Annotated in this window: 28 protein-coding genes and 1 tRNA gene; 17 read left to right on the top strand and 12 right to left on the bottom strand. The window is 57.3% G+C overall.

Going from position 1 to position 23737, the window contains the following annotated elements; genetic code table 11:
* The first annotated feature begins 300 nt into the window (after positions 1–300).
* The 8 genes from GH784_RS12385 to GH784_RS12350 all read left to right on the top strand — a co-directional run bounded on the left by GH784_RS12385 (position 301) and on the right by GH784_RS12350 (position 6684).
* Positions 301–377: transfer RNA gene (locus GH784_RS12385), tRNA-Met, on the top strand.
* A gap of 310 nt (positions 378–687) precedes the next feature.
* Positions 688–1122, top strand: a complete 435-nt coding sequence (locus GH784_RS12380) for an acetyl-CoA carboxylase biotin carboxyl carrier protein (protein WP_060642168.1) — start codon at positions 688–690, stop codon at positions 1120–1122.
* A complete protein-coding gene (gene accC, locus GH784_RS12375; protein ID WP_025595284.1) occupies positions 1122–2510 on the top strand; it encodes an acetyl-CoA carboxylase biotin carboxylase subunit in 1389 nt (462 codons plus the stop codon). Before GH784_RS12380 ends, accC begins: the two co-directional genes overlap by 1 nt.
* Positions 2507–2935: a hypothetical protein gene (locus GH784_RS12370; RefSeq protein WP_025595283.1), complete on the top strand. Its 429-nt coding sequence runs from the start codon at positions 2507–2509 to the stop codon at positions 2933–2935. Before accC ends, GH784_RS12370 begins: the two co-directional genes overlap by 4 nt.
* A complete protein-coding gene (gene pxpB, locus GH784_RS12365) occupies positions 2932–3639 on the top strand; it encodes a 5-oxoprolinase subunit PxpB (RefSeq protein ID WP_025595282.1) in 708 nt (235 codons plus the stop codon). Before GH784_RS12370 ends, pxpB begins: the two co-directional genes overlap by 4 nt.
* Positions 3636–4631: a 5-oxoprolinase subunit C family protein gene (locus GH784_RS12360; RefSeq protein WP_025595281.1), complete on the top strand. Its 996-nt coding sequence runs from the start codon at positions 3636–3638 to the stop codon at positions 4629–4631. The genes pxpB and GH784_RS12360 overlap by 4 nt, the downstream gene beginning before the upstream one ends.
* A 30-nt stretch (positions 4632–4661) precedes the next feature.
* Positions 4662–5429, top strand: coding sequence for a 5-oxoprolinase subunit PxpA (locus GH784_RS12355; RefSeq protein WP_013761974.1), 768 nt, complete (start codon positions 4662–4664; stop codon positions 5427–5429).
* A 49-nt stretch (positions 5430–5478) separates the two neighbouring features.
* Positions 5479–6684, top strand: a complete 1206-nt coding sequence (locus GH784_RS12350) for a pyridoxal phosphate-dependent aminotransferase (protein ID WP_065703391.1) — start codon at positions 5479–5481, stop codon at positions 6682–6684.
* A 45-nt stretch (positions 6685–6729) separates the two neighbouring features.
* Here GH784_RS12350 and nac read toward each other — a convergent pair whose 3' ends face one another.
* Entirely contained in the window at positions 6730–7635 is a 906-nt protein-coding gene (nac, locus tag GH784_RS12345; protein ID WP_153793438.1) for a nitrogen assimilation transcriptional regulator NAC, read from the bottom strand.
* 210 nt (positions 7636–7845) lie between these two features.
* On the opposite strand from nac, the gene GH784_RS12340 reads away from it, so the two are divergent.
* The 6 genes from GH784_RS12340 (at position 7846) to GH784_RS12315 (ending at position 12485) form a co-directional block, all read left to right on the top strand.
* Positions 7846–8625 (top strand): SDR family oxidoreductase, encoded by a 780-nt coding sequence (locus GH784_RS12340; protein ID WP_003518017.1) that lies wholly within the window; start codon positions 7846–7848, stop codon positions 8623–8625.
* Positions 8622–9329, top strand: coding sequence for an amino acid ABC transporter permease (locus GH784_RS12335; protein WP_003518018.1), 708 nt, complete (start codon positions 8622–8624; stop codon positions 9327–9329). Before GH784_RS12340 ends, GH784_RS12335 begins: the two co-directional genes overlap by 4 nt.
* Complete coding sequence (locus tag GH784_RS12330; RefSeq protein ID WP_003518019.1) at positions 9326–10084, top strand: amino acid ABC transporter permease; 759 nt, start codon at positions 9326–9328, stop codon at positions 10082–10084. Before GH784_RS12335 ends, GH784_RS12330 begins: the two co-directional genes overlap by 4 nt.
* Positions 10081–10842 carry an amino acid ABC transporter ATP-binding protein gene (locus tag GH784_RS12325; protein WP_003518020.1) on the top strand — a complete coding sequence of 254 codons (762 nt, stop codon included), beginning with the start codon at positions 10081–10083 and terminating at the stop codon, positions 10840–10842. Before GH784_RS12330 ends, GH784_RS12325 begins: the two co-directional genes overlap by 4 nt.
* A gap of 30 nt (positions 10843–10872) precedes the next feature.
* The gene (locus GH784_RS12320; protein ID WP_019566615.1) at positions 10873–11709 is read left to right on the top strand and encodes an ABC transporter substrate-binding protein; all 837 of its coding nucleotides are present in this window, start codon (positions 10873–10875) and stop codon (positions 11707–11709) included.
* 101 nt (positions 11710–11810) lie between these two features.
* Positions 11811–12485 (top strand): 4-carboxy-4-hydroxy-2-oxoadipate aldolase/oxaloacetate decarboxylase, encoded by a 675-nt coding sequence (locus tag GH784_RS12315; RefSeq protein ID WP_003518022.1) that lies wholly within the window; start codon positions 11811–11813, stop codon positions 12483–12485.
* A 210-nt stretch (positions 12486–12695) separates the two neighbouring features.
* On the opposite strand, the gene speB is transcribed toward GH784_RS12315, so the two are convergent.
* Genes speB through GH784_RS12290 form a run of 5 tightly spaced genes read right to left on the bottom strand, consistent with a single transcriptional unit; the run spans position 12696 to position 16612 of the window.
* Complete coding sequence (speB, locus tag GH784_RS12310) at positions 12696–13649, bottom strand: agmatinase (protein ID WP_019566614.1); 954 nt, start codon at positions 13647–13649, stop codon at positions 12696–12698.
* 19 nt (positions 13650–13668) lie between these two features.
* On the bottom strand, positions 13669–14451 hold the full coding sequence (locus GH784_RS12305; protein ID WP_019566613.1) for an amino acid ABC transporter ATP-binding protein: 783 nt from the start codon (positions 14449–14451) through the stop codon (positions 13669–13671).
* A 1-nt stretch (position 14452) separates the two neighbouring features.
* Positions 14453–15103 carry an amino acid ABC transporter permease gene (locus GH784_RS12300; RefSeq protein WP_142851562.1) on the bottom strand — a complete coding sequence of 217 codons (651 nt, stop codon included), beginning with the start codon at positions 15101–15103 and terminating at the stop codon, positions 14453–14455.
* Positions 15100–15750 (bottom strand): amino acid ABC transporter permease, encoded by a 651-nt coding sequence (locus GH784_RS12295; RefSeq protein WP_003518032.1) that lies wholly within the window; start codon positions 15748–15750, stop codon positions 15100–15102. Before GH784_RS12295 ends, GH784_RS12300 begins: the two co-directional genes overlap by 4 nt.
* 19 nt (positions 15751–15769) lie before the next feature.
* The gene (locus GH784_RS12290) at positions 15770–16612 is read right to left on the bottom strand and encodes a transporter substrate-binding domain-containing protein (RefSeq protein ID WP_153793437.1); all 843 of its coding nucleotides are present in this window, start codon (positions 16610–16612) and stop codon (positions 15770–15772) included.
* Positions 16613–16724: 112 nt separating this feature from the next.
* On the opposite strand from GH784_RS12290, the gene GH784_RS12285 reads away from it, so the two are divergent.
* The 3 genes from GH784_RS12285 (at position 16725) to arsK (ending at position 19359) form a co-directional block, all read left to right on the top strand.
* Positions 16725–17648: a LysR family transcriptional regulator gene (locus GH784_RS12285; RefSeq protein ID WP_153793436.1), complete on the top strand. Its 924-nt coding sequence runs from the start codon at positions 16725–16727 to the stop codon at positions 17646–17648.
* A 141-nt stretch (positions 17649–17789) separates the two neighbouring features.
* A complete protein-coding gene (locus GH784_RS12280) occupies positions 17790–18161 on the top strand; it encodes an ArsR/SmtB family transcription factor (protein ID WP_112178648.1) in 372 nt (123 codons plus the stop codon).
* Positions 18148–19359 carry an arsenite efflux MFS transporter ArsK gene (gene arsK, locus GH784_RS12275; RefSeq protein ID WP_153793435.1) on the top strand — a complete coding sequence of 404 codons (1212 nt, stop codon included), beginning with the start codon at positions 18148–18150 and terminating at the stop codon, positions 19357–19359. Before GH784_RS12280 ends, arsK begins: the two co-directional genes overlap by 14 nt.
* 4 nt (positions 19360–19363) lie before the next feature.
* Here arsK and arsH read toward each other — a convergent pair whose 3' ends face one another.
* The 6 genes from arsH to GH784_RS12245 all read right to left on the bottom strand — a co-directional run bounded on the left by arsH (position 19364) and on the right by GH784_RS12245 (position 23722).
* Positions 19364–20092: an arsenical resistance protein ArsH gene (gene arsH / locus GH784_RS12270; protein WP_003518038.1), complete on the bottom strand. Its 729-nt coding sequence runs from the start codon at positions 20090–20092 to the stop codon at positions 19364–19366.
* Positions 20067–20492 carry an arsenate reductase (glutaredoxin) gene (gene arsC / locus GH784_RS12265; RefSeq protein ID WP_003518039.1) on the bottom strand — a complete coding sequence of 142 codons (426 nt, stop codon included), beginning with the start codon at positions 20490–20492 and terminating at the stop codon, positions 20067–20069. The genes arsH and arsC overlap by 26 nt, the downstream gene beginning before the upstream one ends.
* 2 nt (positions 20493–20494) lie before the next feature.
* Positions 20495–21553, bottom strand: a complete 1059-nt coding sequence (arsB, locus tag GH784_RS12260; RefSeq protein ID WP_111788747.1) for an ACR3 family arsenite efflux transporter — start codon at positions 21551–21553, stop codon at positions 20495–20497.
* The gene (locus GH784_RS12255) at positions 21553–21909 is read right to left on the bottom strand and encodes an ArsR/SmtB family transcription factor (RefSeq protein WP_003518041.1); all 357 of its coding nucleotides are present in this window, start codon (positions 21907–21909) and stop codon (positions 21553–21555) included. The genes arsB and GH784_RS12255 overlap by 1 nt, the downstream gene beginning before the upstream one ends.
* 261 nt (positions 21910–22170) lie before the next feature.
* Positions 22171–22890 carry a ribonuclease activity regulator RraA gene (locus tag GH784_RS12250; protein ID WP_003518042.1) on the bottom strand — a complete coding sequence of 240 codons (720 nt, stop codon included), beginning with the start codon at positions 22888–22890 and terminating at the stop codon, positions 22171–22173.
* A 34-nt stretch (positions 22891–22924) separates the two neighbouring features.
* Positions 22925–23722: an NAD-dependent epimerase/dehydratase family protein gene (locus tag GH784_RS12245; protein WP_153793434.1), complete on the bottom strand. Its 798-nt coding sequence runs from the start codon at positions 23720–23722 to the stop codon at positions 22925–22927.
* Positions 23723–23737: the final 15 nt, after the last annotated feature.

Here is a 23737-nt window from a genome sequence, read left to right as displayed (position 1 = left end):
GGTACTCCGTCTCAAGACGCGGGAGAGTAGGTCGCTGCCAGGTCTGCAAAACGCAACAAATATCTTCTCAAGCAAACTCTTCGGCCCAGCCGATACAAAGGGCCGCTCAAAGCGGCCTTTTTGCATTGCGTAACATGAAAACATAAGGAAAACGCAACGTGCGTCCCTTAAAGGAGACAAATCGCCTTCGGCAATTTGCTCCGGAACTATACATCACAGCGTCCCTGTGATGCAGTCGCGATAAATCCCATAGGGATTTACGCTGGTCGCGATAAATCCAATAGGGATTTACGCTGGTAACGCGGGGTGGAGCAGCCCGGTAGCTCGTCAGGCTCATAACCTGAAGGCCGCAGGTTCAAATCCTGCCCCCGCAACCAATATCTTCAAGACTATCAACAACAAAGCCCTCCCATCCCGGAGGGCACTTTGCGTTTAGAGCCTTGGATACCGCAAATGACTTGCTGGTGGTACAGCCCCGTGGGGCTCTGATGGCGTGCAGCGGTCGATCCATTACGCACACTCGAGCTTCGCGAACTCAACGGGCTCACGGCCCCTATTCATTGAACACCTCCATCAAAAGTTCTTCTGACCCCATCAAACAGCCTATCGTGCTAGGTCTAAGGCAGCCGAAAGTGACCCCGATCGTGCGGGATTACCGGGTGGCTTTGGACAATGCCGAGTACGCTTATGGACCTGCCAAAGATAAAGACGCTGATTGATTTTGTCGGACGAACGAACGTCACCGAACTCATGGTGACAGAGAAAAGCGTAACTGTGCGGATATTCAAAACCGCACCTCGAACAGAGACTGGCAGCAATGTCCCGGTCAAAGCCGAGGATGACGCCCTGATCGATCGGTCGGAGTCGATCCTTCCTGCCGCCACATCGGCCACTTCCGTTCATGCCCCGATTTTTGGGGTTTTGCATCGCGCTTCCGCGCCGGGACAACCTTCATTTGTCGAGGCTGGAGATGTGGTCGAGGAGGGGCAGGCCCTCTTCATCATCGAAGCCATGAAAGTCTTCAATAAAATTGTTGCGCCACGCGCTGGCCGGATCACCTATCTGACGGAGGTTGATGGTGGCGAGGTTGAGGCCAATGATTTGCTGGCGGAGATCGCGTAGTGGCGGAAGGTCTCAACACCACATCGGATATACCGGGTTTCGACACGGTCCTGATTGCCAACCGGGGTGAAATTGCTGCACGCATTCAGCGCGCCTGCCGCGAATTGGGCTTGAAGACCGTGGCCATCTGCTCTGAGGCGGACAGGCAGGCTCCATATGGCCAAACGGCTGATACCTTCCTTTGTGTTGGCCCGGCGAATGCTGCCAAGAGCTACCTCAATCAGAATGCTATCTTAATCGCTGCCCGTCTGACGGGTGCGGGTGCGATCCATCCCGGTTATGGATTTCTGTCCGAAAATGCCGCCTTTTCTCAGGCTGTCGAAGATGCCGGTCTCGTATTCATCGGTCCGGACGCAAGGTCGATCTCCACGATGGGCGACAAGATCGCTGCCAAACGGGCAATGATTGCGGCCGGTGTGCCATGTGTACCGGGACCGGATACAGCGCTTCCCGAGGATGCTGAAACGGTTGAGCGTATCGCGAATGAGATCGGCTATCCAATCATCATCAAGGCTGCGGGCGGTGGTGGCGGGCGTGGCATGCGGGTGGTGCAGGAAGCTGCCTTGCTTCATGAAGCCATTACCTTGACGAGGGAGGAGGCGAGGCAGGCTTTTGGCTCTGCTGTCCTCTATATGGAGAAGTTTCTCCAGCATCCCCGTCATATCGAGATACAGGTCTTGTGCGACACGCACGGCAATGCCGTCTGGCTTGGTCACCGCGACTGTTCGATGCAACGTCGTCATCAAAAAGTGGTCGAAGAAGCGCCAGCGCCTGGAATTTCGGTCGATGTGATCCAGCCGGTTGGTATGGCTTGCGTCGAGGCTTGCCGACAGATTGGCTATCGCGGGGTGGGAACTTTCGAATTCCTGTTTGAAGACGGCAAGTTCTATTTCATCGAGATGAATACGCGCTTGCAGGTCGAACATCCCGTCACGGAAATGACGAGCGGCATCGACATCGTTCAGGCCCAGATCAAGGCGGCGCAGGGTAAGCCTCTGGACTTGCGGCAGGCAGATGTTATCTGCGACGGACATTCTTTCGAATGCCGGATCAATGCCGAAGATCCTGATAAGTTTCTCCCCTCGGCAGGCATCGTGACCAATCTTGTGCTGCCGGAAGGAGAGGGGATTCGCGTCGATACCCATATCCATGTCGGCTACCGGGTGTCACCCTATTATGATTCCTTGATCGCCAAGTTGATCGTACATGCGCCGACCCGTGCTGAAGCCATGGTTAGGATGCGCCAAGCGCTTGCGGGTACACGGGTGGAGGGTATTTCGACCAATCTTCCGCTCCTGCGCGCCCTGTTTGAGGACGAGGCTTTTGCGCAGGGCCAAACAGACATTCACTATCTTGAACAATGGCTAAAAGAACGGAACGCGGCATGAGCAGGCCCGACTTTAGCGACCCTGTCTTACTCACAGCTTTGACCGATATGCTGACGGATGCAGGCGTGGATGGCGTGGAAATCACGACGCCTGAGGGTCAGGTACGCATTATTGTTTCTGCTTCGGCAAGATCTGCAATTTCCGTCGCCGGCACTGTTTGCTCACCAAAGGGCGCTGTTTCGAAAGTGGTGGTAAAAGCGCCGATTGCCGGTCTCTTCTGCTCTTCTAAGCCTGCTCTGCCTGCAAAAATGCAAAATCTTCCGCGTTTGGTTGCTGCAGATGACGTGATTGGATTTATCCGGATCGACCACATTCTCATCCCCGTTGTCGCGGGTCGTAACGGTTCGCTCGTCAATCAGCTTGCCGTGCAGGATGCTCTGGTTGGTTTTGGTGATCCGCTGTTCGAAATCGAGCTTCAATCATGATTGCGACATCGAACACTCTAGCACCTCGTCACGAAATCCAGCCCGTCATCAAAGGCCAGGCGCGCGTTTCGTTCATAGGCTCCCGGTCATTCTTGCTCGAAGCATCCGGCGAATTTGATCTGCCAGCACAACGCTGGATCTGGGCGCTTTCGCAAACGGTAAAAGTCTGGGCAGGTGTTGCGGAAGTCATTCCCGGCATGACGAACCTTCTGGCGATTTTTAAGGAAACGCCTGAAGATCCAGAGTCCATCGTGTCTCAGTTGCTCGATGCCTGGGATAAAGCAGCCAGTCTGGATATTGTCGGGAAGACAGTTGAAATACCGGTACATTATGGGGGCGAATACGCTGCCGACCTTCCAGCCATCTGTGATTTTTCAGGGCTGAGCGACCGCGAAGTCGTGCGGATTCACCATGAGGCGACCTACCGCGTCTTCGCGCTTGGGAGCGCGCCGGGCTTTGGCTATCTGCATGGTCTTGATGCGCGCATCTATATGCCCCGAAAAACTGTGCCATCGATCAAGATGGAAAAGGGTTGCGTGACGATCGGTGGAATGCAGACGGGTGTGGCGATGTTGACCGGACCGAATGGGTGGAATTCCATCGGTTACGCCGATTTGCAGATGTTCGATCCCGCCTCTTCTGCGCCAGCTCTTTTGGCACCCGGAGATACGGTTCGCTTCATACCTACAGGGATCGAGCTATGATCGAGATTATCGAAACCGGCCCCTTCAACACCGTGCAAGACCTCGGTCGCCCCGGTTACCGTGACATCGGGGTTTCTGCTGGCGGTGCCATGGATCCTCTGTCGCTTAAGATCGGCAATATTCTGACCGGTAATGCCGCAGATGCTGCCGTCATCGAGGTCCAGACTTTTCCATTCAAATTGCGTTTTACGAAAACAGCAACATTTGCCGTTACCGGGACGGATGGGCGCCCGTTGCTTGACGGGAAAGAGCTGCTTTCCTGGTGCGCTCATATCGGCAAGGAAGGTCAGATACTGGAACTGAGGCAGCCGCCGAAACTCGCCCGCGCCTATGTCGCGGTTACGGGCGGGTTGGACGTTCCGGTTTTGATGGGATCTCGAAGCACGGCACTGCGCGGCAGTTTCGGCGGTCACGATGGGCGACCGCTTGCAAAAGGTGACAGGCTCGAAATAGGGGCTTCCGCCGATCTGTTACCACTGCCATCAAACGGGCTTGGTGTAGTTGAGCCTTCCGTGGCTTTAAGCGATATTTTCCCGCCTGTAGTGGACGGCGTTTTGCCGATACGTGCTATTCCGGCCGGTGAACAAAAGCTGTTTGCCAATGATGGCGAGGAATTCTGGAGCCAGATCTGGCGCATATCCTCCCGCAGCGACCGGACCGGTTACCGGCTGTCGGGTGATCCTATAAAACCGACCGAAGCCATCGAAATGCGTTCCCACGGTGTGATGCCGGGCGTTGTACAGGTGCCGCCAGGTGGCGAGCCGATCATCCAGATGAGCGATGCAAATACGGCGGGCGGTTATCCAAAGATTGCCGGCGTGATCGAAGCCGACCTGTGGCGGTTAGGACAGGCACGCGCGGGTGGGAAGATCAAATTCGTGAGGTCCAATCACGAGGAAGCGCGTGTGGCCGAGCGGGCAGTTGCGAAATACGTCGATGATGTTCGCCAGACCTCACAAATGGTCAAGCGAGCGCTGAATGCGATGGGTTGACGGACAACCAGGGAGCAAAGGGAGGAAACGATGAAGATCGATCTGAACTCCGACATGGGCGAAGGCTTCGGTCCTTACCGGCTCTGTGACGACGAAGCGATGATGAAGATCGTATCGTCGGCTAATATTGCCTGTGGTTTTCATGGCGGCGAGCCAGATACGATGGCGCGAATGGTTCGCCTTGCCAAAGAAAATGGCGTCGGCATCGGCGCACATCCGGGATTGCCTGATAGGGCAGGCTTCGGCCGACGCGAAATGCCCTTCCAGCCGGATGAGTTGAGACAGCAGATGCTCTATCAGCTCGGGGCCTTGATCGCGATTGCCAAAAGCGAAGGCGTCGAAGTCGGGCACTTCAGTTTTCATGCGGCCATGGGCAATATGGTCAATCGCGACCCGGCGCTTGCCGATATGATGATGAATGCCATTTCTGCAGTTGATCCGAAGCTTGTGGTGTTCGTAACGCCGGACAGCGAAATCGAGAGAGCGGCAAAACGCGCTGGATTGAAGACCCTGGCATTGTTTTTGGCCGATCGCGCCTATGACGCCAAGGGAAGCCTTGTAGCGCGGGGTCTTCCCGGCGCGCTGGTCAAGGATGAACCATCGGTGCGCGCCCGTGTCCGCCGGTTCCTGACCGATGGCACGGTCGAAGCCATTGATGGCACGGTCATCACAATGCCGGCTCGCTCCATTCTCGTCCACAGTGATACGCCCGGTTCACTGGAGCTGGCGCGTATCGTGCGTAGTGAAATCAGCGCCTCCGGCGCAACGCTCGCGCCTGCCGCAGAACTCGCGTCTTAATGGGCCTCTGGTTGGCCCGTTCTCTAAATCTTACTGAAAGATCATGCAGATGCCCTCTACATCAGACCGCCTGAAAAACGTCTCCATCTCCGCTTCCGCTGCCATGACCCAACGCGCCAGAGAGCTGGCCGCGCAGGGTGTCAAGGTGGTCAGCCTCTCCTCAGGTGAACCGGACTTCCCGACGCCTGCTCACGCAATCGAGGCCGCGCACGAAGCAGCCCTTGGCGGGCAGACGAAATATCCACCGATGGATGGCACGCCTGCGCTGAAAGCCGCGATCGCCAGAAAGTTCAAGCGGGACAATAATCTGACCTACGATGCCAGCCAGATCATCGTTTCCGCAGGCGGCAAACAGGTAATTTTCAACGCCATGCTTGCAACCTGCAATCCGGGCGACGAGGTCGTTATTCCCACCCCGTCATGGGTCAGCTATGCGGATATCGTCAAATTCGCAGGGGGTGTTCCCGTCGCTGTGCCGTGCGTCGAACAAACCGGTTTCAAACTGCGTGCCGAAGATTTGGAAGCTGCGATTACGCCACGTACCAAGTGGCTCATTCTCAATTTTCCCAACAACCCCACCGGCGCCGCCTGCTCCCGTGCGGAGATGAAAGCAATCGCAGAGGTTATGCTGCGTCATCCCCATGTCTGGATCCTGACTGACGATATTTACGAGCATCTTGTCTATGATGGCTTCGAATTCGGCACAATTGCCGATGTGGAGCCGCGGCTTTATGACCGCGTTCTGACAATGAACGGCGTGTCGAAGGCTTACGCCATGACGGGATGGCGTCTGGGCTATTGCGCCAGCGGCTCGAAGGAACTTATCGCCGCAATAAGCAATGTAAACGGTCAGAACGGCGGTGGCATTGCCACTGTTTCGCAGGCGGCAGCCATTGCAGCGCTGGACGGTCCCCAGGATCTTCTTAAAGAACGCGCCGCTATCTATCGCGACCGTCGCGATTTTGTTCTGAGCAAACTCGGCGAGATTGACGGTTTGCGCTGCCATAAGCCGGAAGGCGCCTTTTACCTCTATCCCAATATGTCTGGGCTTATCGGCAAGACCACCAAGGGCGGACGCAAAATCGAAGGCGATGTGGATTTTGTGATGGCGCTGGTTGATGAGCATCACGTGGCAACGGTACAGGGCGCCGCCTATGGTATGAGCCCATACTTCCGGATTTCCTATGCAACGAGCATGGAGATGTTGAGCGAAGGCTGCGCCCGCATTGCGCAGTTCTGCCAGGATATGCGTTGATCCTGAAAACGATCCTTTGGCTCGGTTGCCGGGCCAAAGGATATTCTAAAGTTTCAATTTTTCCGTCAGTTCCACCAGGATGTCCTTGACGGCAAAAGCCGGCTCAGACAGCGAATTCTGGTCGGACATGCAGAGCGACAGTGTTTCTTCGATCCGTGGCGACAGCAGCCGGCAAATAAGTGGTTCGCTCGTTTCCGAGACGATCCGGTTGGCTATCGCTTTTGGCATGATGGTTGCGCCGAGACCACTGGCAACGGCGCGGGCAAGCGTCCTGACGATTTCCACTTCCGCGACGACCTTCAGATTGATCCGGCTTCGGGTAAATGCCGTGTCTACAGCGCGCCGGACAAAATTATACGCGGGTGGCATCAGCATGGGCATGCCATCAAGCGCGGCGATCGGCACCGGTTTTGAATCCGCTTCGATTGCGAAATCGCGATGTGCGACAAGATAAAATTCTTCGCTGAGCATGGGCTCGAATTTTACGCCCTTGATTGGTCCGACCCCATGGATCAAAGCCAGTTCCAGACGTCCATTCATGATCATCTGGCTATAGGTTTGTCCCACACTTTCCGTCAGGTGGATCAATATCCCCGGATGTCGCTTCCGCGTTTCCGCCAACAGCTCCACGGAAAGCGTTGCAGCGCTGCTGAATGGGACCAGACCGACAGAGACGCGTCCCGCAATTGAGTTACCCGCCGCCGATACGTCAACCTGCGCCTGTTCCATCTGGCGCAATATGATCTGTGAATGGCGGTAAACGGCATGCCCCGCATCCGTCATCGTCACGCCCTGCTGGCTGCGTATGAGCAATTTCTGGCCGAAATGATCTTCAAGCGCGGCTAGTTGCTGGCTGAGTGCCGGTTGCGCCAGATGCAGAATATCTGCGGCGCGCGTGATGCTGCCACTGTCTACGATGACGATGAATGATTTGAGACGTCTTATATCCATGCTTGGCGCAGCTTACAGGCTCGCACGCGTTTTGCAATCTGGGCGCCAGAGCGGAAAGCTTCTGCCTGGAACAAGAACATCCCGGAATCCCGTCTCTAATTGCCTGTTTGCGGGTCTCCATAAAACTTACTTATTACTCCAAAAATAATCGGTCTTAGGCAAGCAGGGAAAGCTTCGCTAGTGTTGATGGTAACAAAAAAGGGGATCAGAATGCCATTCTCCGATTACAAGACCGCTTTGGTCACCGGTGCTTCATCCGGTATCGGTGCCGCTGTCGTCGAGCGGTTTTGCCGCGAAAACATTGAAGTCCACGCGGTTGCCCGCAGCGCCGGCGCCCTGAATGAACTCGCCGAACGCACCGGCTGCATACCGCACGCGATCGACGTTACCGATCGCGCTGCAATTGCCGATCTTGCAAACAAGGTGCAGTTCGACATTCTCGTGAACAATGCCGGCGTCGACAGGCCGAAGAAGTTCCTTCAGGCTGATGCGGAGGATATCGACCTTTTGATCGATGTGAATCTCCGTGCCGTTCTCCACATCTGCCGGCTGATTGTTCCGGGCATGGTGGAGCGTGATCGCGGGCATGTCGTCAATATCTCGTCCATCGCCGGAAACTATAATTTCGGCGGCAACTCGACCTATCATGCCGTTAAAGCTGGTGTCGCCATGCTTTCGAACCAGTTGAGGCTGGATGCATTCGGCAGACGCGTCCGCGTAACGGAGATCTGCCCCGGCCGCGTGGCGACGGATATCTTCACTCACGTTCACGGCAACGATCCGAGCGTGCGCGAGCGCTTCATCGATGGTTTCGAGTTGCCGAAAGCGGAAGATATTGCCGACGCGATAGCCTTTGCCGTTGCCGCGCCAGTTTCCATGAATATCGGCCATATGGAAATTACCCCGACATTGCAGGTTATGGGCGGACTTCAGACGGCCAAACCGCAGACTGTGGCGCAAGCTGACGCAGCGAAGGAACAAAAGCCGTGAGCGGTTTCGACCTGTCGGCAATCCTGAGCGACCCGCAATATATTGCAATGCTTTGGCACGGATTGCAGATGACCTTCGTCATCTTTATCGGGTCATGGTCTCTCGCCATGACGCTTGCGCTGGTCCTGTTATGCGTGCGGTTTTCATCGTCGCGTTTTGCTGATCGCGCCGTGGCGGCCTATGTTTCCTACCACCGCAATGTGCCCACACTCGTGCAATTGATGCTGTGGTACTTCGGGATATTCACGCTCCTGCCTTCAGGTTTGACGGACTGGCTGATCGGTCACAATGCCGAAGCGATCTTTGCCGTGGTGGGTCTTGGTCTCTGTCAGGCAGCCTATTTCAGTGAGGATCTGCGTTCAGGCCTGCGCTCCGTCAGCCCGGGACAGATGGAAGCGGCCAAGGCATTGGGCCACGGTTATCTCTCCGCGATGCGCTTCATCATCATGCCGCAAGGCGTGCGCAATGCCCTGCCGCCGCTCATCAATCACAGTGTCTCCTTGTTCAAGAACAGCAGCCTCGCCCTCATTATCGGCGCTTCCGAATTGACCCATGCCATCAAGGAAATTGAAAATCTCAGCTTCCAGACCTTCGAGATCTATCTTGTCGGAACTGTTCTGTACCTCTTCTTCTCGCTGTTGATCATGGGTGCCGGTGCGTATCTTTCGATGCGCCTTGATCCGGCGTGGAGGGCACGCGGATGATCGGCGATATGATTACCATCGTTCATGACAACTGGTTGCTGCTGCTGATCGGGCAATATCCGAACGGCCCGCTTGGAGGGCTTGCGAACACGATCATCCTGTCTGCCCTTGCCATCGCACTGGCCTTTCCTGTCAGCATCCTTATGGCGATGGCGCGCCTGTCCAAGTGGCGGCTCCTGCGGTGGCCGGTAACGGGGCTGGTCTATGTCACGCGCGGCGTGCCTTTGCTCATGCTCATCCTTTGGAGTTATTTCCTCGTTCCGCTGTGGACCGGCGCAGACGTGCCGAGCTTCGTCATCATGTTGACGACGCTTGTCATCTATCAGGGCGCATTTCTCAGCGAAGTCGTAAGAGCGGGTATTGTCGCTCTTGGTGCGGGGCAGATGGATGCGGCGAGAGCGCTTGGCCACAGCTATCTCGGTGCAATGCGCTTCATCATCTTGCCGCAGGCGCTTTACAACATGATCCCCAGCATGATCTCGACATTCGTCGCCACGATCAAGGATACGACGCTCGGTTACGTCATCAACGTACCCGACCTCACCTTTGCGGCAAGTCAGGTCAATAATCAGCTTCTGACCCAACCATTCCAGGTCTTCCTCATCCTCGCGGTTGTCTACTACGCCATTTGCTGGAGCTTGACGTATCTCGCAAATGCCGTCGAGCGGCGTATCGCCAAACGCCGTGCCGGTGTGGTCGGTCGCCGGCAACAGGCATTGCAGGCGCAGGCGAAAATCATAACGGAGCAGCCATGACAAACACGGCATCATCAACACAGCAGACCATCCGCATTTCCAATGTCTGCAAGAGTTATGGCGACTACGAGGTTTTGAAGAATGTCGACGCCGAAGTTGCGCGGGGCGAGGTTATCGTCATCTGCGGCCCTTCCGGCTCCGGCAAATCCACATTGATCCGTACCGTCAATCGTCTCGAAGAGATCAACAGCGGATCCATCACGCTCGATGGGCAGGATATTCACGCGGCAACCAAGACAAAGGAACTCAATCTTCTGCGCAGCAGAGTTGGTTTTGTGTTCCAGAATTTCAATCTCTTTCCGCACCTGTCTGTTGTCGAAAATGTCACGATTTCCCCGATCCGGGTGAAAGGCGTCGCACCTGATGTTGCCCGCCAGAAAGCTTTGAAGCTTCTGGATCGGGTAGGCCTATCCGACAAGGCCGGCGCCTATCCGGGGCAATTGTCCGGCGGTCAGCAGCAGCGCGTGGCAATTGCGCGTGCGCTGGCCATGGAGCCGCCCGTCATGTTGTTCGATGAACCGACAAGCGCTCTCGACCCGGAAATGGTTGGAGAGGTGCTGGCCGTCATGAAGGGGCTCGCGGCAGAGGGCATGACCATGCTTTGCGTGACCCACGAAATGGGCTTTGCCCGTGAAGTTGCCGACCGCATCTGGTTCATCGACGCCGGCGAAATTCTCGAAAAAGCGACGCCGGAAGAGTTTTTTACAGCACCACGCCATCCGCGCGCGCAGCGGTTCCTTTCCGATCTGCGCCACTGATACCAATCAATCATAAGAGGAGAACTGACCATGAACTGGAAATGCCTGACACTTACCGTTGCACTGGCTGGAACCGCTCTCGCGTCACCAGCGGCGGCTGATCAACTCGATACGATCATGGCGAACAAGGTGCTTCGTTGCGCAACCTTTGCTGATGTCGTGCCATTCGCGGCACCCGATCCGAAGACCCGTGAAATGGCCGGTTTTGACGTTGATCTTTGCAACGCGATCGCCAAGGAACTGGGCGTGAAGGCCGAAGTCAAACCGGTGTCGGTGGAAGCCCGTGTGCCGGAAGTCAAGCTTGGCCGCGTCGATATCACTGTCGCCAATCTCGCCTACACACAAAGCCGCGCCGAGCAGATTCAGTTCAGCGATCCCTATTATCTCGCCAAGGAAATGCTCATCGTGCCGGTTGATGATGCCGGCAAGAAGAAGTCGGATTACGAAGGCCAGCGTGTCGCCTCCACCAAGGGCTCGACCTCTGAAATGTCTATCAAGCTCAACAAGTCCGAGCCGCTGACCTTCCAGGATACTGCCTCTGCCTATCTTGCCGTTCAGCAGGGCAAGGCGCGGGGTATGGTGGCCAACACCATGACCACCACCAAGTTCGTCAATGAATCGAAGACCAAGGGCAAACCGATGCGCATGATCGAGGAGCCGATGCTCTATCAGCCGATCGGTGTCGGCATGGCAAAGGACAATCCTGCCCTGACAGCGAAAATCAATGAAGTGCTGCGCACACTCGACGCCTCCGGCGAGATAAACAAAATCTGGGACAAGTGGCTTGGCCCGAATACCGAATACAAAATGACCCGTACGGACAAGGTCGTCCCGCTCTCCGAGCTGAAATTCGACCCGATCCCCTGATCCCGCCTGGCTTCAAGCCACGGCAACGATTGACACATGACAATTAAACTCAATGCGAGTGGCGGGACGTTCCCGCCGCCAGCCTTACCGTGGGAGGTTTTATGATCCACATTAAAGATATAGCAGAACGGCCAAGCAAGGCAGACATCGAAGCCCTTTCGAAGTTTTCGCCGGCAACCATCCACGAGGCACAGGGTCGCAGGGGCGCACTTTCCTCCCGCATCAAGCCTGTCGACTACCGCATGAAACTGTGTGGTCCCGCCTTTACCGTCAAATGCGCGCCGCGTGACAACATCATGTTGCAGCTGGCCATTAATTACGCCAAGCCCGGCGACATCATCGTGGTTTCAGCTGGTGAGTACGAAGAGGCTGGTTCCTTTGGCGACGTGCTGGCAAATGCCTGCCTTGCAAAGGGGATCGGTGGTCTGGTGACGGATACCGGTGTGCGTGACACCTTGCAGCTTCGAGACCTTGGCTTCCCTGTATTCTCGTTCAGCGTCTGCATCAAGGGTACCGTCAAGGAAACGATTGCCGCAGTAAACGATACGATCATCATTGGCGATGAGATCGTCAATCCCGGCGACATCATTGTTGGCGATGCGGACGGTTTGGTGGTTGTGCGTCGTGCTGACGCTCAGGAATCGGCACGTCTTTCGCAAATTCGCGAAGATGCTGAAGCGGGCTTCATTGAAGCTTACAAGCAGGGCAAATCCGTTATCGAGGTTAGCAATCTGGAGCCCGTCCTGAAGGCAAAGGGGCTTGTCGTCGATATCTGATTTTTGCGTGGTGCAGCGAGGCGCGTTTGGCGTTTCGGACTTTTAAAACCGACGCAACCATAGCTACAATCAATGCAAACAAAAGCCCTCCCCCCGTGGAGGGCTTTTGGCTTCACGTCTGACGAGACCATCGAACTCCAGGAAGCCCCAAGGGCGGCCCTTCTTGCGCGCTGCGTGGCCAAGGATCCAGGACCGGCGGATCGCGGTTTTTTATGCGTTCCGAGCTATGAAGATGCGTCCGATCGTGTTGAGCAGAATCTGCGCAGCCAGAATGGCGGTGGAGCCGGTGTGATCGTAATCAGGCGCGACCTCGACCAGATCAATGCCGACGATCTCGCCACGCTTTGCAAGACCTGCAATCAGTTCCAGTACCTCGTAATAGATGAAGCCGCCATGGCTCGGGGTCCCGGTTCCTGGCGCGATGGACGGGTCGAAGCCATCGATATCGATCGAAAGATAATAGCGCTTGCCCGCGGGGATGCGCTCCACTACGGCGTCCACGCCGAGTTTGCGGATCTGGCGCACGGAGAGAATATCCGAGCCCTGGGAGCGGGCATAGTCGTATCCTTCCTTTGCGGTGGAGGAGACGTTGCGGATACCGAGCTGGGTCATTCCGGTGACCCACGGTTTTTCCGAGGCGCGGCGCATGGGGCTGCCATGTCCGAAGCGGACGCCGTGACGCTCATCGACGAAATCCAGATGCGCGTCGATCTGCACCAGATGGATCGGCTCCTGATCGCTGAAGGCATTGATGCAGGCGATGTTGATGGAGTGGTCTCCGCCAAGCACCACAGGCAGTGCGCCGGCTTTAAGGATCTTGCGGACGCCGAACTCAATATTCGCGTGGCTGTTCACCGTATCGGTATGAACAATGTCGGCGTCGCCTATATCGACGATCTTCACGCCTTCCAGATATGTGACGTCGTCCTCGTGATCGTAGGCGCCCGCGTGGCCGAAGGAAAACAGGGTGGAGGCCTCACGGATGCTGCGCGGCCCGAAGCGGGCGCCGGGGCGCCATTGCGTCCCAAAATCGAACGGGGCACCGAGGACCGCCACATCCGCATCGATCGCGTCCCAGTTTTCGACGTAGGGACTTTTGGCAAAGGTGGAAATACCGACGAATGGCAGGTTCAATCGTCCGCCGTCATAGCCGTGGGCAGTCATAGAGATGTCCTTTCAGATATCAAAGTGCGCGCTTGCGCCAGGTTTGCAGAAATTGGGAAAGGCGTTCGCTCTTCGGATTACTGAAAAGCGTCTGCGGCGCGCCTTCCTCAACGATCTTGCCGTCATCCATGAAGACGACACGGTTGGCCGCATGTGCGGCAAAACCCATTTCGTGCGTGACGATGACCATGGTCATTCCTTCCGCCGCGAGCGTCTTCATGACGGAAAGCACTTCACCGACAAGTTCGGGATCGAGTGCCGAGGTCGGCTCGTCGAACAGCATGGCGCGAGGGTTCACCGCCAGTGCGCGGGCGATGGCGACGCGTTGCTTCTGCCCACCGGACAGGCCGTCGGGTCGGCGGTCAGCGAAAGCGGCAAGCCCGACTTTATCCAGCATGGCGCGGCCGCGCTTTATCGCTTCGGCCTGGGGAAGACCATGGACGAGCCTGAGCGCCAATGTCACGTTTTTGATGACGCTCATATGCGGCCACAGATGAAAGTGCTGAAAGACCATTCCAAGCGGGCGGCGCGTCTCTGCCAGTTCTTTCGGACCGGCGCGTTCGCGGCCAAGCGGGGTTTCACGCCAGCCGATCAGGCGGCCGAAGACATCGACATCACCCGCGTCATAGGGATCGAGAAATGCAAGCGAGCGCAGAAGCGTGCTCTTGCCCGATCCCGAAGGTCCGATGATGCACAGGACATCACCCATATGAATGTCGAGATCGATGCCTTTCAGAACGGTCTTGTCACCGAACCTTTTCTCCAAGCCGCGCGCGGAAATAACAACTGTTCGTTCGCTCATGTCAGGAGCCTTCGGTGGAAAGGCGGCGTTCGAGATAGAGGCCGAGCCGCGACAGGATTTCGACGATTGCCCAGTAGAGCAGGGCAATGGTGAGATAAGGGGTTACGACCGCGAAGGTGATCGAGCTGATCGTACCGGCGACCTTGGTCAGCTCGCTGAGCGTGATGACGGACAGAACGGCGGATTCCTTGACGAGATTAATGGCCTGGCCGACGGAAGCCGGCAGCGTCAGTGCCAGCGCCTGCGGCATCTGGATGTGGAGAAAGGTGTCGCCGGAGGTAATGCCCAGCATTCCCGCCGCTTCGATCTCGCCTCTTGGAACGGCATTGAAACCGGCGCGGAAAATCTCCGCAAAGGGGCCAGCGCCATAGAGGCCGAGACCGACGATGCCGGCGGCATAGGGGCTGAGGATCAGCCCCAATTGCGGGCCGCCATAATAGAAAAGAAACAGGATCAGCGCGAGCGGCGCGCCGCGGGCAAACTCCACATAAAGCCTTACCGGTAGGGAGATGGCCATGTACCGCGACCGTAGCGCCGCAGCCAGCACGATACCGATGATGATGGCCAGTGCGATACCCGCAACGGAAACTGTCAGTGTTGTGAACAAACCGGCCGCATAGAGAGGAATATCGTTCAGAAAGCCGGAAATCATCGCGTCGCTCCCTTTGTCAGGTGCCGTTCGACAAGGAGGCCTATTCCCGCAAGCAGCGCTCCAACCGCGACATAAAGCAGGAGAGCCGAGAGATAGGCGTCGAGTGGCCGGAAGGTGGTGGCCGCATATTGCTGGGCGCGGCGCGTCAAGTCGGTGACGGCGATGACCGAAACGAGTGAGGAGTTCTTCACGAGAGCCTGTATCTCGCCGACAAGTGCCGGCAACATGGTTCTGAAGGCCTGAGGCACTTCAATGTGCAGGAATGTACGACCTGCGGAAAGGCCGAGCATGGCGGCGGCTTCCCGCTCTCCCTTTGGAATGGATTGCAGGCCTGCCCTGTATATCTCCGACTGGAAGGCGGCTGTGTTTAGCGCCAGCGCCAAAGTTGCGGCAGCAACCGGCGTCAGATCCAGCCCCAGAAGTGGCAGGACGTAGAAGACGATCAGCAGCTGGACTAGAATGGGCGTGCCTCGCCAGAAGGAGATGTAGAGACCGGATGCCAGGCGGGGCAGGCGGCCGCTGCGACCGCAGGCCGCGAGGAGAAGGGCCAGCGGCGCTCCCAGGAGAAGCGCTGAAAGGCTGACGGTCAGCGTGGTGAAGAGGCCGTCCAGAAGAACCGGCCAGATGGCAAAAGATATCTTGTCCATGACCGGTTCGACCTGCCGGTCACTCAGTCGCCGGCAGAGCGGCGGGCAGTTCCATCTGCGCGCCGAACCATTTCTTCTGGAATTCGGCCAGTTTGCCGGATGCATTGAGCTTTGCCAATTCACTGTCCATGAAGGCATTTAGCGTCGCACTGTCAGTATCGTTGCGGCCCGCCCATGAGAAATAGGTCTTCGGTCCGAAGGTCGGCAGAACGACTTCAAAAGCATCCGGCCGCTGGCGTGCAGCTTCCAGAAGGTTTGGAAGCGAGTTGACGACGGCGCGCAGGCGCCCGGCACCGAGGTCGGCATAAGCTTCTGAGAAATCCGTGTAGCTGGAGACCGTCGTGGCATCCTTGCCGGTGGCCTTCAGTTCGGCGGAAAACGTCTCAAGCGCCTTGAGCTGCGCGGAGCCCGCCTGCGAGCCGACGGGCTTACCCGCGATATCTTCCGGCTTGGAGATCTCGGCATCGCCCTTGCGTTTCAGGATTGCCATCGTCGCATCTGCAACGGGTGCTGAGAGCTTGTAGGCCTTCATGCGTTCGGGCGTCACGGTGACCGAGGTCACGACATAATCGAAGCGGCTGGCGGCAAGGCCTGGCAGGATGCCCTGCCAGGGCAGATCGAGACGCTTCAGCTCAACGCCCGGCAAGGCTTTCATGACTTCTTGCATGATGTCAGCGGAATAACCGACGATCTTGCCGTCCTCGACAAATTCGAACGGCGCAAACCGGGCCTCGGTTGCGACAGTGAAAACTTTATCGGCCTTGATCTTTTCCAGAAGATCGGCGGCATGGGCGGATGCGCCGAGGCTGACGGCGAAAGCTGCGCAGAGTGCGAGAGATTTCAGAGTGGGCAGGTTTTGCATGGTTTCGTTCCCTTATTGGTTTGTAATTGGGGAGGAGGAAACCATGGACATTATTCCAGAAAAATAGGAAACTGATGGAGTTTATATTTGTAAAATTGATGTAACGGTTCCCATGCAGCTCGCGCAATCCGACCTTCGTTCTCTCGCCGTCTTCCGCGCCGTCGTGGAGCACAAGAGTTTTCTAGGCGCGCAAATCACGCTCGGGCTGAGCCAGTCCGCTGTCAGTTTCCATATCAAGGCGCTGGAAGACAGGCTCGGTTTCAAGCTGTGTCGGCGAGGGCGATCCGGTTTTGAATTGACGGATCGCGGCGCGCTCGTACATGAGCGTTCGAAAGTGCTGTTCCTGGCGCTGAACGCCTTCGAAAGCGATATCGGTACGCTCAAGAACCGTATTACCGGTACGTTGCGACTGGGACTTGTGGACAACACGATTACCGATCACGACCTGCCCATTCACCGCATCATCGCCCGCATCAGCGAAAAGGCGCCGGAAGCACGTATCGAGCTGGTAATCGACACGCCGGACGCCCTGTTGTCGGAAATTGCCAATGGCGGCCTCGACATCGCACTTTTACCGGAAACGCTGCCGTATCAGGGCCTGAAGCTTTCGCGCTTCAGGGAAGAGGCGCATTCACTGTATTGCGCGAAGGGACACCAGCTCTTTCATCTTCCCGATGCCGAACTTTCCGTCGAGCGCATCGAATCCTTCGATTTTGTCGTGCGGCCCTATGCCAATATGCGTGAGCTGCAATATTTTCCGCAGGCACGGGCGCGCGCTTCGGCCTCCAACATGGAGGCGCAGGCGATGTTCGTGATGTCCGGCCACTATGTTGGGTATCTGCCTGATCATTATGCGGATGATTGGGTCCAGAAAGGAATTTTCCGGCCGTTGATGGCAGCAAAGACCCGTATCCAGTCCACCTTCGTTATTGCCACGCGGTCCGCTGAAAAGCCTTCGACGGTGCTCGATTTCTTCATTCGCAAACTCGCCGGTTTCGCATCAGAGGCGTTTCACAAGAACGCGCGCAGGGCGTAGAGCATACGCCGCTCATAGCCCCGTCGCCGCGAACGCCGACGTATGTTCCAGAGGGGCAAGTGTGATCTCGGGAAGAAATTGCCTTGCCGATGGCATCGCCGTTCGCTATCCATACTTCAATAGTTCAAGGATTATTGAAGTATGGATCAGCATCGGGCTCTTTCGGCATTTGCTGCCCTCTCTCAGGAGACACGCCTGGCGATCGTTCGAGCACTTGTCGTTGCCGGTCCTGACGGACTGGCCGCCGGTGCAATCGCCGAGCGCATGGGCGTCTCGGCGACGAACGTGTCGTTTCATCTCAAGGAACTGGAGCGGTCTGGCCTGGTCTCGCAACGACGAATATCGAGGTCTATCCTTTACAGCGCCAGCTACGACACTTTGGCCGAGCTTGTGAAATTCCTGGTAGAAGACTGTTGTGCCGAACATCCGGCGATTCTGGAGAATGTCGAGCGAAGCGATGGATGCGCCAGTCCGGCCGGCACTTCCTCCGATGGGGGCAATGTCGTTGCATAATTCGAAAGTACCTGCTGGCATCGTCTCAGCGCTTGGCCTCACGCAGATCATCGGTTACGGCACTCTCTATTACAGTTTCAGTATTCTTGCCCCCGGCATGGCGGAAGACCTCGGCCTGACATTGGCGGAGGTATTTGGCGTCTTCTCGGTGTCGCTATTCATCGGAGGTCTGTCGGCAACCTATATCGGCAGGCAGATGGATAGGATCGGAGCCGCCACTGTGATGACGGTCGGCTCAAGCCTTGCGGCCTTGATGCTGTCGCTCTGTGCCTGGTCACCGTCAGTCGCAATCTTCGCCGTTGCCATCATCCTGCTCGAGGTATCGTCCGGAATGGTGCAGTATCAGGCCGCATTCGCGACGCTCGTTGAAAGCGATCCCAGAACCGCATCCCGGAGCATCACCTACCTCACGCTGATCGGTGGGTTCGCATCGACGATCTTCTGGCCGATCTCGGCCGCGCTTTCCGAATGGATGTCATGGCGTGAAATCTATCTGGTCTTTGCAGCGCTGAATCTGTTCCTTTGCATGCCTCTACACGTCTGGATCATGCGCGTCGGCAAGACCGGACCGAATGCGGATGCGGCCGTCCCTCGCGAAGCCATAATCGGAGCAATCCCCCACGATGCGCGCCGCCGAAGCATGATCATGGTGTCGTTCGCCTTCGCGCTTCTCGGATTTACGCTTGCCGCGATCCTCGCGCACATGGTGCCGATGCTCGGTTCCATCGGGCTAGGTGGCGCGGCAGTAGTTATAGGATCTCTGTTCGGTCCGGCACAGGTCGCAAGCCGCCTGATCAACATGGTCTTCGGAAAGAACCTGTCGCCGCCAGCGGTCGCCGTCCTGTCGGCGGTGCTGATCGTGTTCGGCATCCTGATCTTGCTGGCAACGCGAGACTGGCTACCGGGGGCAGTCGCGTTCGCAATCTGCCTCGGGCTTGGGTCAGGCATCAACAGCATCGCGCAGGGCAGCCTGCCACTCTATCTGTTCGGATCGGAAGGGTATGGCGCGATCACGGGCAAGATGGCGGCAGCTCGACTGGCGCTCGGAGCCGGGGCACCCTTCGCGTTCGCGGCGTCCATGGAAAACTTTGGCCTGAGCCTGTCACTCATTGGAAACGCATGTCTCGGCGCGGTCAGCATCACGGCATTCGTTGCGGTGGCAGCATCCTGTCGGCGGCCAGCCACCGCAACAACCTAGGTCGTCAGATCGACTTCAGGGAGACCCGCTTCTCCAACTCGACTGCTTCTTCCTTCCGCTCGCTGTAGCGGTCGGTCAAATAGGCCGAGGCATCGCGGGTCATGATGGTGAACTTCACCAGCTCCTCGCAGACATCCACCACCCGGTCGTAATAGGGAGACGGCTTCATCCGTCCGTTAGCATCGAACTCCTGATACGCCCTTGCGACCGACGACTGGTTGGGGATGGTGATCATCCGCATCCATCGCCCGAGGATACGCATCTGGTTCACGGCATTGAAGGACTGGCTGCCGCCGGAAACCTCCATGACGGCGAGCGTCTTGCCCTGTGTCGGGCGAACAGATCCGAGTGAGAGAGGAATCCAGTCGATCTGCGACTTCATGATGCCGGTCATCGCGCCGTGGCGCTCGGGGCTTACCCAAACCTGCCCTTCCGACCATTGCGAGAGCTCACGCAATTCCTGCACCTTCGGGTGGCTCACCGGTGCTTCGTCGGGCAAAGGCAGGCCCTTCGGATCGAATATCCGAACTTCGCATCCAAGCCGTTCGAGCAGCCGCCCTGCTTCGAAGGCAAGCAAACGACTGTAGGATACCTCGCGTAGCGAACCGTAGAGGATCAGAATGCGGGGCTTATGTGTCGAAAAGGCCGGACGCAGAGCATCGAGATCAATCGCGTGCAGGTTCTGGCCCTCAAGTGCGGGGAATGTGTCAGGCAATGCGCTTTCCTTCATCATCGAGGACCTGTTCGCCGTCTTCTTTGGTAAACGGCCCCTTGAATGCGTCTGCCGGAAGTATATCCAGAACCACTTCCGAGGGGCGCGACAACCGCGTACCCATTGGGGTGATGACGAATGGCCGGTTGATCAGGATTGGCGTCTCGAGCATGGCATCGATCAACTGGTCATCGGTCAGTTCAGGATATCCAAGTCCAAGCACCGTATAGGGCGTGCCCTTCTCGCGGATCGCCTCGCGGACGGTCAGCCCGGCGTCGGCGATCATCTTGACGAGTTGCTCGCGGCTCGGCGGGGTTTTCAGATACTCGATCACAGTGGGTTGAATACCGGCGTGCTCAATGAGTGCGAGGGTGTTGCGCGAAGTGCCGCAATCCGGGTTGTGATAGATGGTGACGTCCATGCTCATTGCCTTTCGGTAATTGTGTTTCGGGAAACGGCTGGGGCCGCCTCGTACCAATCCTTCGAGCGGTTCACGATCCAGACGACCGAGAGCATGACCGGAACCTCGATGAGGACACCGACAACGGTTGCCAGTGCTGCGCCTGATTGAAAACCGAACAGGCTGATAGCGGCCGCAACTGCGAGTTCGAAGAAATTGCTTGCACCGATCAGTGCCGACGGACCGGCAATGCAGTGCCGTTCGCCGCTCATCCGGTTCAGAAGATAGGCGAGCCCGGAGTTCAGATAGACCTGGATAAGGATGGGGATTGCAAGCAAGCCAATAACGGCCGGTTGGGCGATAATCTGCTCGCCCTGGAAGGCGAAGAGAAGAACCAGTGTTGCAAGCAGCGCTAGCAGCGAAATCGGCTGCAGCCTTGCGAGAATGCGATCGAGCATCCGTGACGTTCCGTCCGCCATGAGCCGGTGCCGGATGAACTGCGCGAGGAAGACGGGCACGACGATATAGAGGGCAACGGAGAGGACGAGCGTGTCCCACGGAACGGTGATTGCGGACAGGCCAAGCAAAAGGCCGACAATGGGAGCAAAGGCGATGACCATGATCGCATCGTTGAGTGCGACCTGCGAGAGCGTGAACAGTGGTTCGCCGCGTGTCAGGTTAGACCACACAAAGACCATGGCAGTGCAGGGCGCTGCGGCAAGAATGATCAGTCCCGCGATATAGGAGTCGATCTGGTCAGCGGGAAGATAGGGGCGGAACAGCCAGCCGATGAAGAGCCAGCCCAACAGCGCCATCGAGAACGGCTTGACGGCCCAGTTGATGAACAGCGTGACGCCGATACCCCGCCAGTAGGTGCCGACCTGCGTGAGAGAGCGGAAATCGATCTTCAGCAGCATCGGAATGATCATCAGCCAGATCAGGATTGCGACCGGGATATTCACCTTGGCAATCTCGGCCGCGCCAATGAGCTGGAAGACGCCGGGCAGCAAATGGCCGAGGGCGACACCGACGATGATGCACAGAAACACCCAGACGGTTAGGTAACGTTCAAATGTGGACATCAGGCGGACTTTCCCGCGTGTGGAGTGCAGCAGGGCGTCAACTCGGCGATCAGCGGAGCGCAAAGCTCTGCCGATCCACCACAACAATCTTTCAGGAGAAACAGCGTCATGTCGCGAAGCTGTTCTATCTGCGCGCGATACATGATGATTCTGCTCTGGCGTTGCGATGATACGAGGCCCGCGCGTGACAGAACATTCAGATGCGCGGACATGGTGTTTTGCGGCACCACCAGCGCGCGCGCGATGTCACCCGCCGGCAAGCCTTCCGGTGCGTGCCGCACAAGAAGCCGAAAAGTTTCGAGACGGGTTGGCTGCGCAAGCGCCGCCAAAGCGAGAATAGCCTGTTCTTGTTCCATATATCCAGATTAATGGAAATATAGGCATAGTCAATGTGTTTTTGCGGGTGTTACCAAACACCACAAACTCCAGGGGATCATTTTACGACTATCGACAGAAACCCATTTCGGGCCGGTTTTTAGTGCGAAAAAGTCGTCGGCCCAGTCGCTTCGGCGACTTGGTATTATTGTACATGCGAGTCCGCCTGCATGAGTGGGACGCCACCCATGCAGGCTTGCTTCAAGGCATTGCGGACGAAACCGGCAAGCGTTCTGTTCGGCTCACGCGCCCGAACGGTCTCTCTGTTCGCGCCATACGGCGAAAGCTTTCTGGTGTTCGTCCTTCGTGCAGGGATAAAGACCGATGATGGTTGCGCCGCCCTTCACCTGTTCGACCACGAAATCCTCGTAAGCGGTCATTTCCACCGCTTCTGTCGCGATTTCGTCGGCAATTCCGGCGGGGATGACGATGACGCAATCCGCATCACCGACAATGATATCCCCGGGGAAAATCGGGGCATCGCCGCAGCCGATCGGGCCGTTGATTTCAATTGCTTCGTGTTTGGTGAGGTTGGTAGGGCTGGATGGTCGGGTGTGGTAGGCTGGAATATCCAGCTCCGCAATCGTTGCAGCATCGCGGAAACCGCCATCCGTAACGACGCCGGCAGCACCGCGCACCATCAGGCGGGTGATGAGAATATCACCAGCGGATGCGGCGCTCGGGTCTTTGCGGCTGTCCATGACCAGTACGTGGCCGGGCGGGCAGGTCTCAATGGCGACGCGCTGGGGATGTGCGGGGTTGCGGAATTCCACCAGCTGGTTGCGGTCTTCGCGGGCGGGCATGTAACGCAGCGTGAAAGCGGGCCCAACCATGTTCGCGCCCTTGTGGCCAAGCGGGTGCACACCCTGAATGACCTGGTTGCGCAGGCCGCGCTTGTAGAGTGCGGTTGCGAGGGTGGCGACGGAAACCGTCATCAATTTTTCCCTGGTTTCTGTATTCATCTTATTCTCCTCGAATAGCGTGAGTGTCTGCACATCAGTTTTTGTGGATCGGTTCGTCTATGAAAACGCCGCCCTGGTATTTCGCGATTGCGGCATCCGGATCAGGGCGAGGGACATCCCGTTCGATATCGGCCCGGAAGCGTGCGGCATTATCCCGCCGCTGCCAGCCGAGAAAATCGACGTGGGAATTATCCCACCAGCTGTCGTCATTGGCAGAGACGCCCCAGATGACCGGGTAACCGAGTTTTGGCGCGTGAAATACGCACTCTACCAGGGAGACCAGATCGTCATGGCTGAGCCAGGTGGATAACATGCGCCAGTTGGTGGGCTTCTCTTCGCAGGAGCCGATGCGGACGATGGCCGTTTCCTGTCCGAATTTGGAATGGTAGAGGCTCGCCATTGCCTCGCCGAAAATCTTCGAGACGCCGTAAAGGCCATCCGGCAAAAACGGCGTCTGCGGCGATAGCTGCTCACCCTGCGGATAATATCCGATGGTGTGGTTGCTGGAGGCAAACAGGATGCGTGGCATGCCAGCAAGCCTTGCTGCCTCGTAAAGATTATAGACACCGCGCAGATTGGCGGCCTCGATGGGATCGTAAGCCTTTTCGACGGAGATGCCGCCGAGATGGACGATGCCGTCGCAATCCTTCACCAGCGCATGGACGGCGCCACCGTCCTCCAGAGAGCAGCGGATGATCTCTTCATTCGCTGCCGCCGCACCCATATCAACCACATCCGAAAGGCGGATGATCTCCGCGAGATGGCCGAGCCTGCCGCGCAACATGCTGCCCAGCTTGCCGCCGGCGCCCGTAATCAGCAAACGTTTCATCATTTTGCGCGCTCCGTC

This window comes from Agrobacterium tumefaciens (assembly GCF_009649785.1).
In the GTDB taxonomy this organism is placed as follows: Bacteria; Pseudomonadota; Alphaproteobacteria; order Rhizobiales; family Rhizobiaceae; genus Agrobacterium; species Agrobacterium tumefaciens.
Note: the sequence above shows the minus strand (reverse complement) of the source record. Positions and strands in the feature narration are given on the sequence as shown.

What these genes read in the sequence shown, in the direction of transcription:
- GH784_RS12290 (WP_153793437.1), bottom strand. Translation starts at nt 16,612, where the DNA reads ATGCAAAACCTGCCCACTCTGAAATCTCTCGCACTCTGCGCAGCTTTC.
- GH784_RS12320 (WP_019566615.1), top strand. Translation starts at nt 10,873, where the DNA reads ATGAACTGGAAATGCCTGACACTTACCGTTGCACTGGCTGGAACCGCT.
- speB (WP_019566614.1), bottom strand. Translation starts at nt 13,649, where the DNA reads ATGACTGCCCACGGCTATGACGGCGGACGATTGAACCTGCCATTCGTC.
- GH784_RS12380 (WP_060642168.1), top strand. Translation starts at nt 688, where the DNA reads ATGGACCTGCCAAAGATAAAGACGCTGATTGATTTTGTCGGACGAACG.
- GH784_RS12340 (WP_003518017.1), top strand. Translation starts at nt 7,846, where the DNA reads ATGCCATTCTCCGATTACAAGACCGCTTTGGTCACCGGTGCTTCATCC.
- GH784_RS12250 (WP_003518042.1), bottom strand. Translation starts at nt 22,890, where the DNA reads ATGAATACAGAAACCAGGGAAAAATTGATGACGGTTTCCGTCGCCACC.
- GH784_RS12295 (WP_003518032.1), bottom strand. Translation starts at nt 15,750, where the DNA reads ATGGACAAGATATCTTTTGCCATCTGGCCGGTTCTTCTGGACGGCCTC.
- GH784_RS12325 (WP_003518020.1), top strand. Translation starts at nt 10,081, where the DNA reads ATGACAAACACGGCATCATCAACACAGCAGACCATCCGCATTTCCAAT.
- GH784_RS12285 (WP_153793436.1), top strand. Translation starts at nt 16,725, where the DNA reads ATGCAGCTCGCGCAATCCGACCTTCGTTCTCTCGCCGTCTTCCGCGCC.
- GH784_RS12300 (WP_142851562.1), bottom strand. Translation starts at nt 15,103, where the DNA reads ATGATTTCCGGCTTTCTGAACGATATTCCTCTCTATGCGGCCGGTTTG.
- GH784_RS12360 (WP_025595281.1), top strand. Translation starts at nt 3,636, where the DNA reads ATGATCGAGATTATCGAAACCGGCCCCTTCAACACCGTGCAAGACCTC.
- GH784_RS12355 (WP_013761974.1), top strand. Translation starts at nt 4,662, where the DNA reads ATGAAGATCGATCTGAACTCCGACATGGGCGAAGGCTTCGGTCCTTAC.
- GH784_RS12370 (WP_025595283.1), top strand. Translation starts at nt 2,507, where the DNA reads ATGAGCAGGCCCGACTTTAGCGACCCTGTCTTACTCACAGCTTTGACC.
- GH784_RS12255 (WP_003518041.1), bottom strand. Translation starts at nt 21,909, where the DNA reads ATGGAACAAGAACAGGCTATTCTCGCTTTGGCGGCGCTTGCGCAGCCA.
- GH784_RS12330 (WP_003518019.1), top strand. Translation starts at nt 9,326, where the DNA reads ATGATCGGCGATATGATTACCATCGTTCATGACAACTGGTTGCTGCTG.
- nac (WP_153793438.1), bottom strand. Translation starts at nt 7,635, where the DNA reads ATGGATATAAGACGTCTCAAATCATTCATCGTCATCGTAGACAGTGGC.
- GH784_RS12245 (WP_153793434.1), bottom strand. Translation starts at nt 23,722, where the DNA reads ATGATGAAACGTTTGCTGATTACGGGCGCCGGCGGCAAGCTGGGCAGC.
- GH784_RS12350 (WP_065703391.1), top strand. Translation starts at nt 5,479, where the DNA reads ATGCCCTCTACATCAGACCGCCTGAAAAACGTCTCCATCTCCGCTTCC.
- arsK (WP_153793435.1), top strand. Translation starts at nt 18,148, where the DNA reads ATGTCGTTGCATAATTCGAAAGTACCTGCTGGCATCGTCTCAGCGCTT.
- GH784_RS12305 (WP_019566613.1), bottom strand. Translation starts at nt 14,451, where the DNA reads ATGAGCGAACGAACAGTTGTTATTTCCGCGCGCGGCTTGGAGAAAAGG.
- pxpB (WP_025595282.1), top strand. Translation starts at nt 2,932, where the DNA reads ATGATTGCGACATCGAACACTCTAGCACCTCGTCACGAAATCCAGCCC.
- GH784_RS12315 (WP_003518022.1), top strand. Translation starts at nt 11,811, where the DNA reads ATGATCCACATTAAAGATATAGCAGAACGGCCAAGCAAGGCAGACATC.
- GH784_RS12280 (WP_112178648.1), top strand. Translation starts at nt 17,790, where the DNA reads ATGGATCAGCATCGGGCTCTTTCGGCATTTGCTGCCCTCTCTCAGGAG.
- arsB (WP_111788747.1), bottom strand. Translation starts at nt 21,553, where the DNA reads ATGTCCACATTTGAACGTTACCTAACCGTCTGGGTGTTTCTGTGCATC.
- arsC (WP_003518039.1), bottom strand. Translation starts at nt 20,492, where the DNA reads ATGGACGTCACCATCTATCACAACCCGGATTGCGGCACTTCGCGCAAC.
- arsH (WP_003518038.1), bottom strand. Translation starts at nt 20,092, where the DNA reads ATGATGAAGGAAAGCGCATTGCCTGACACATTCCCCGCACTTGAGGGC.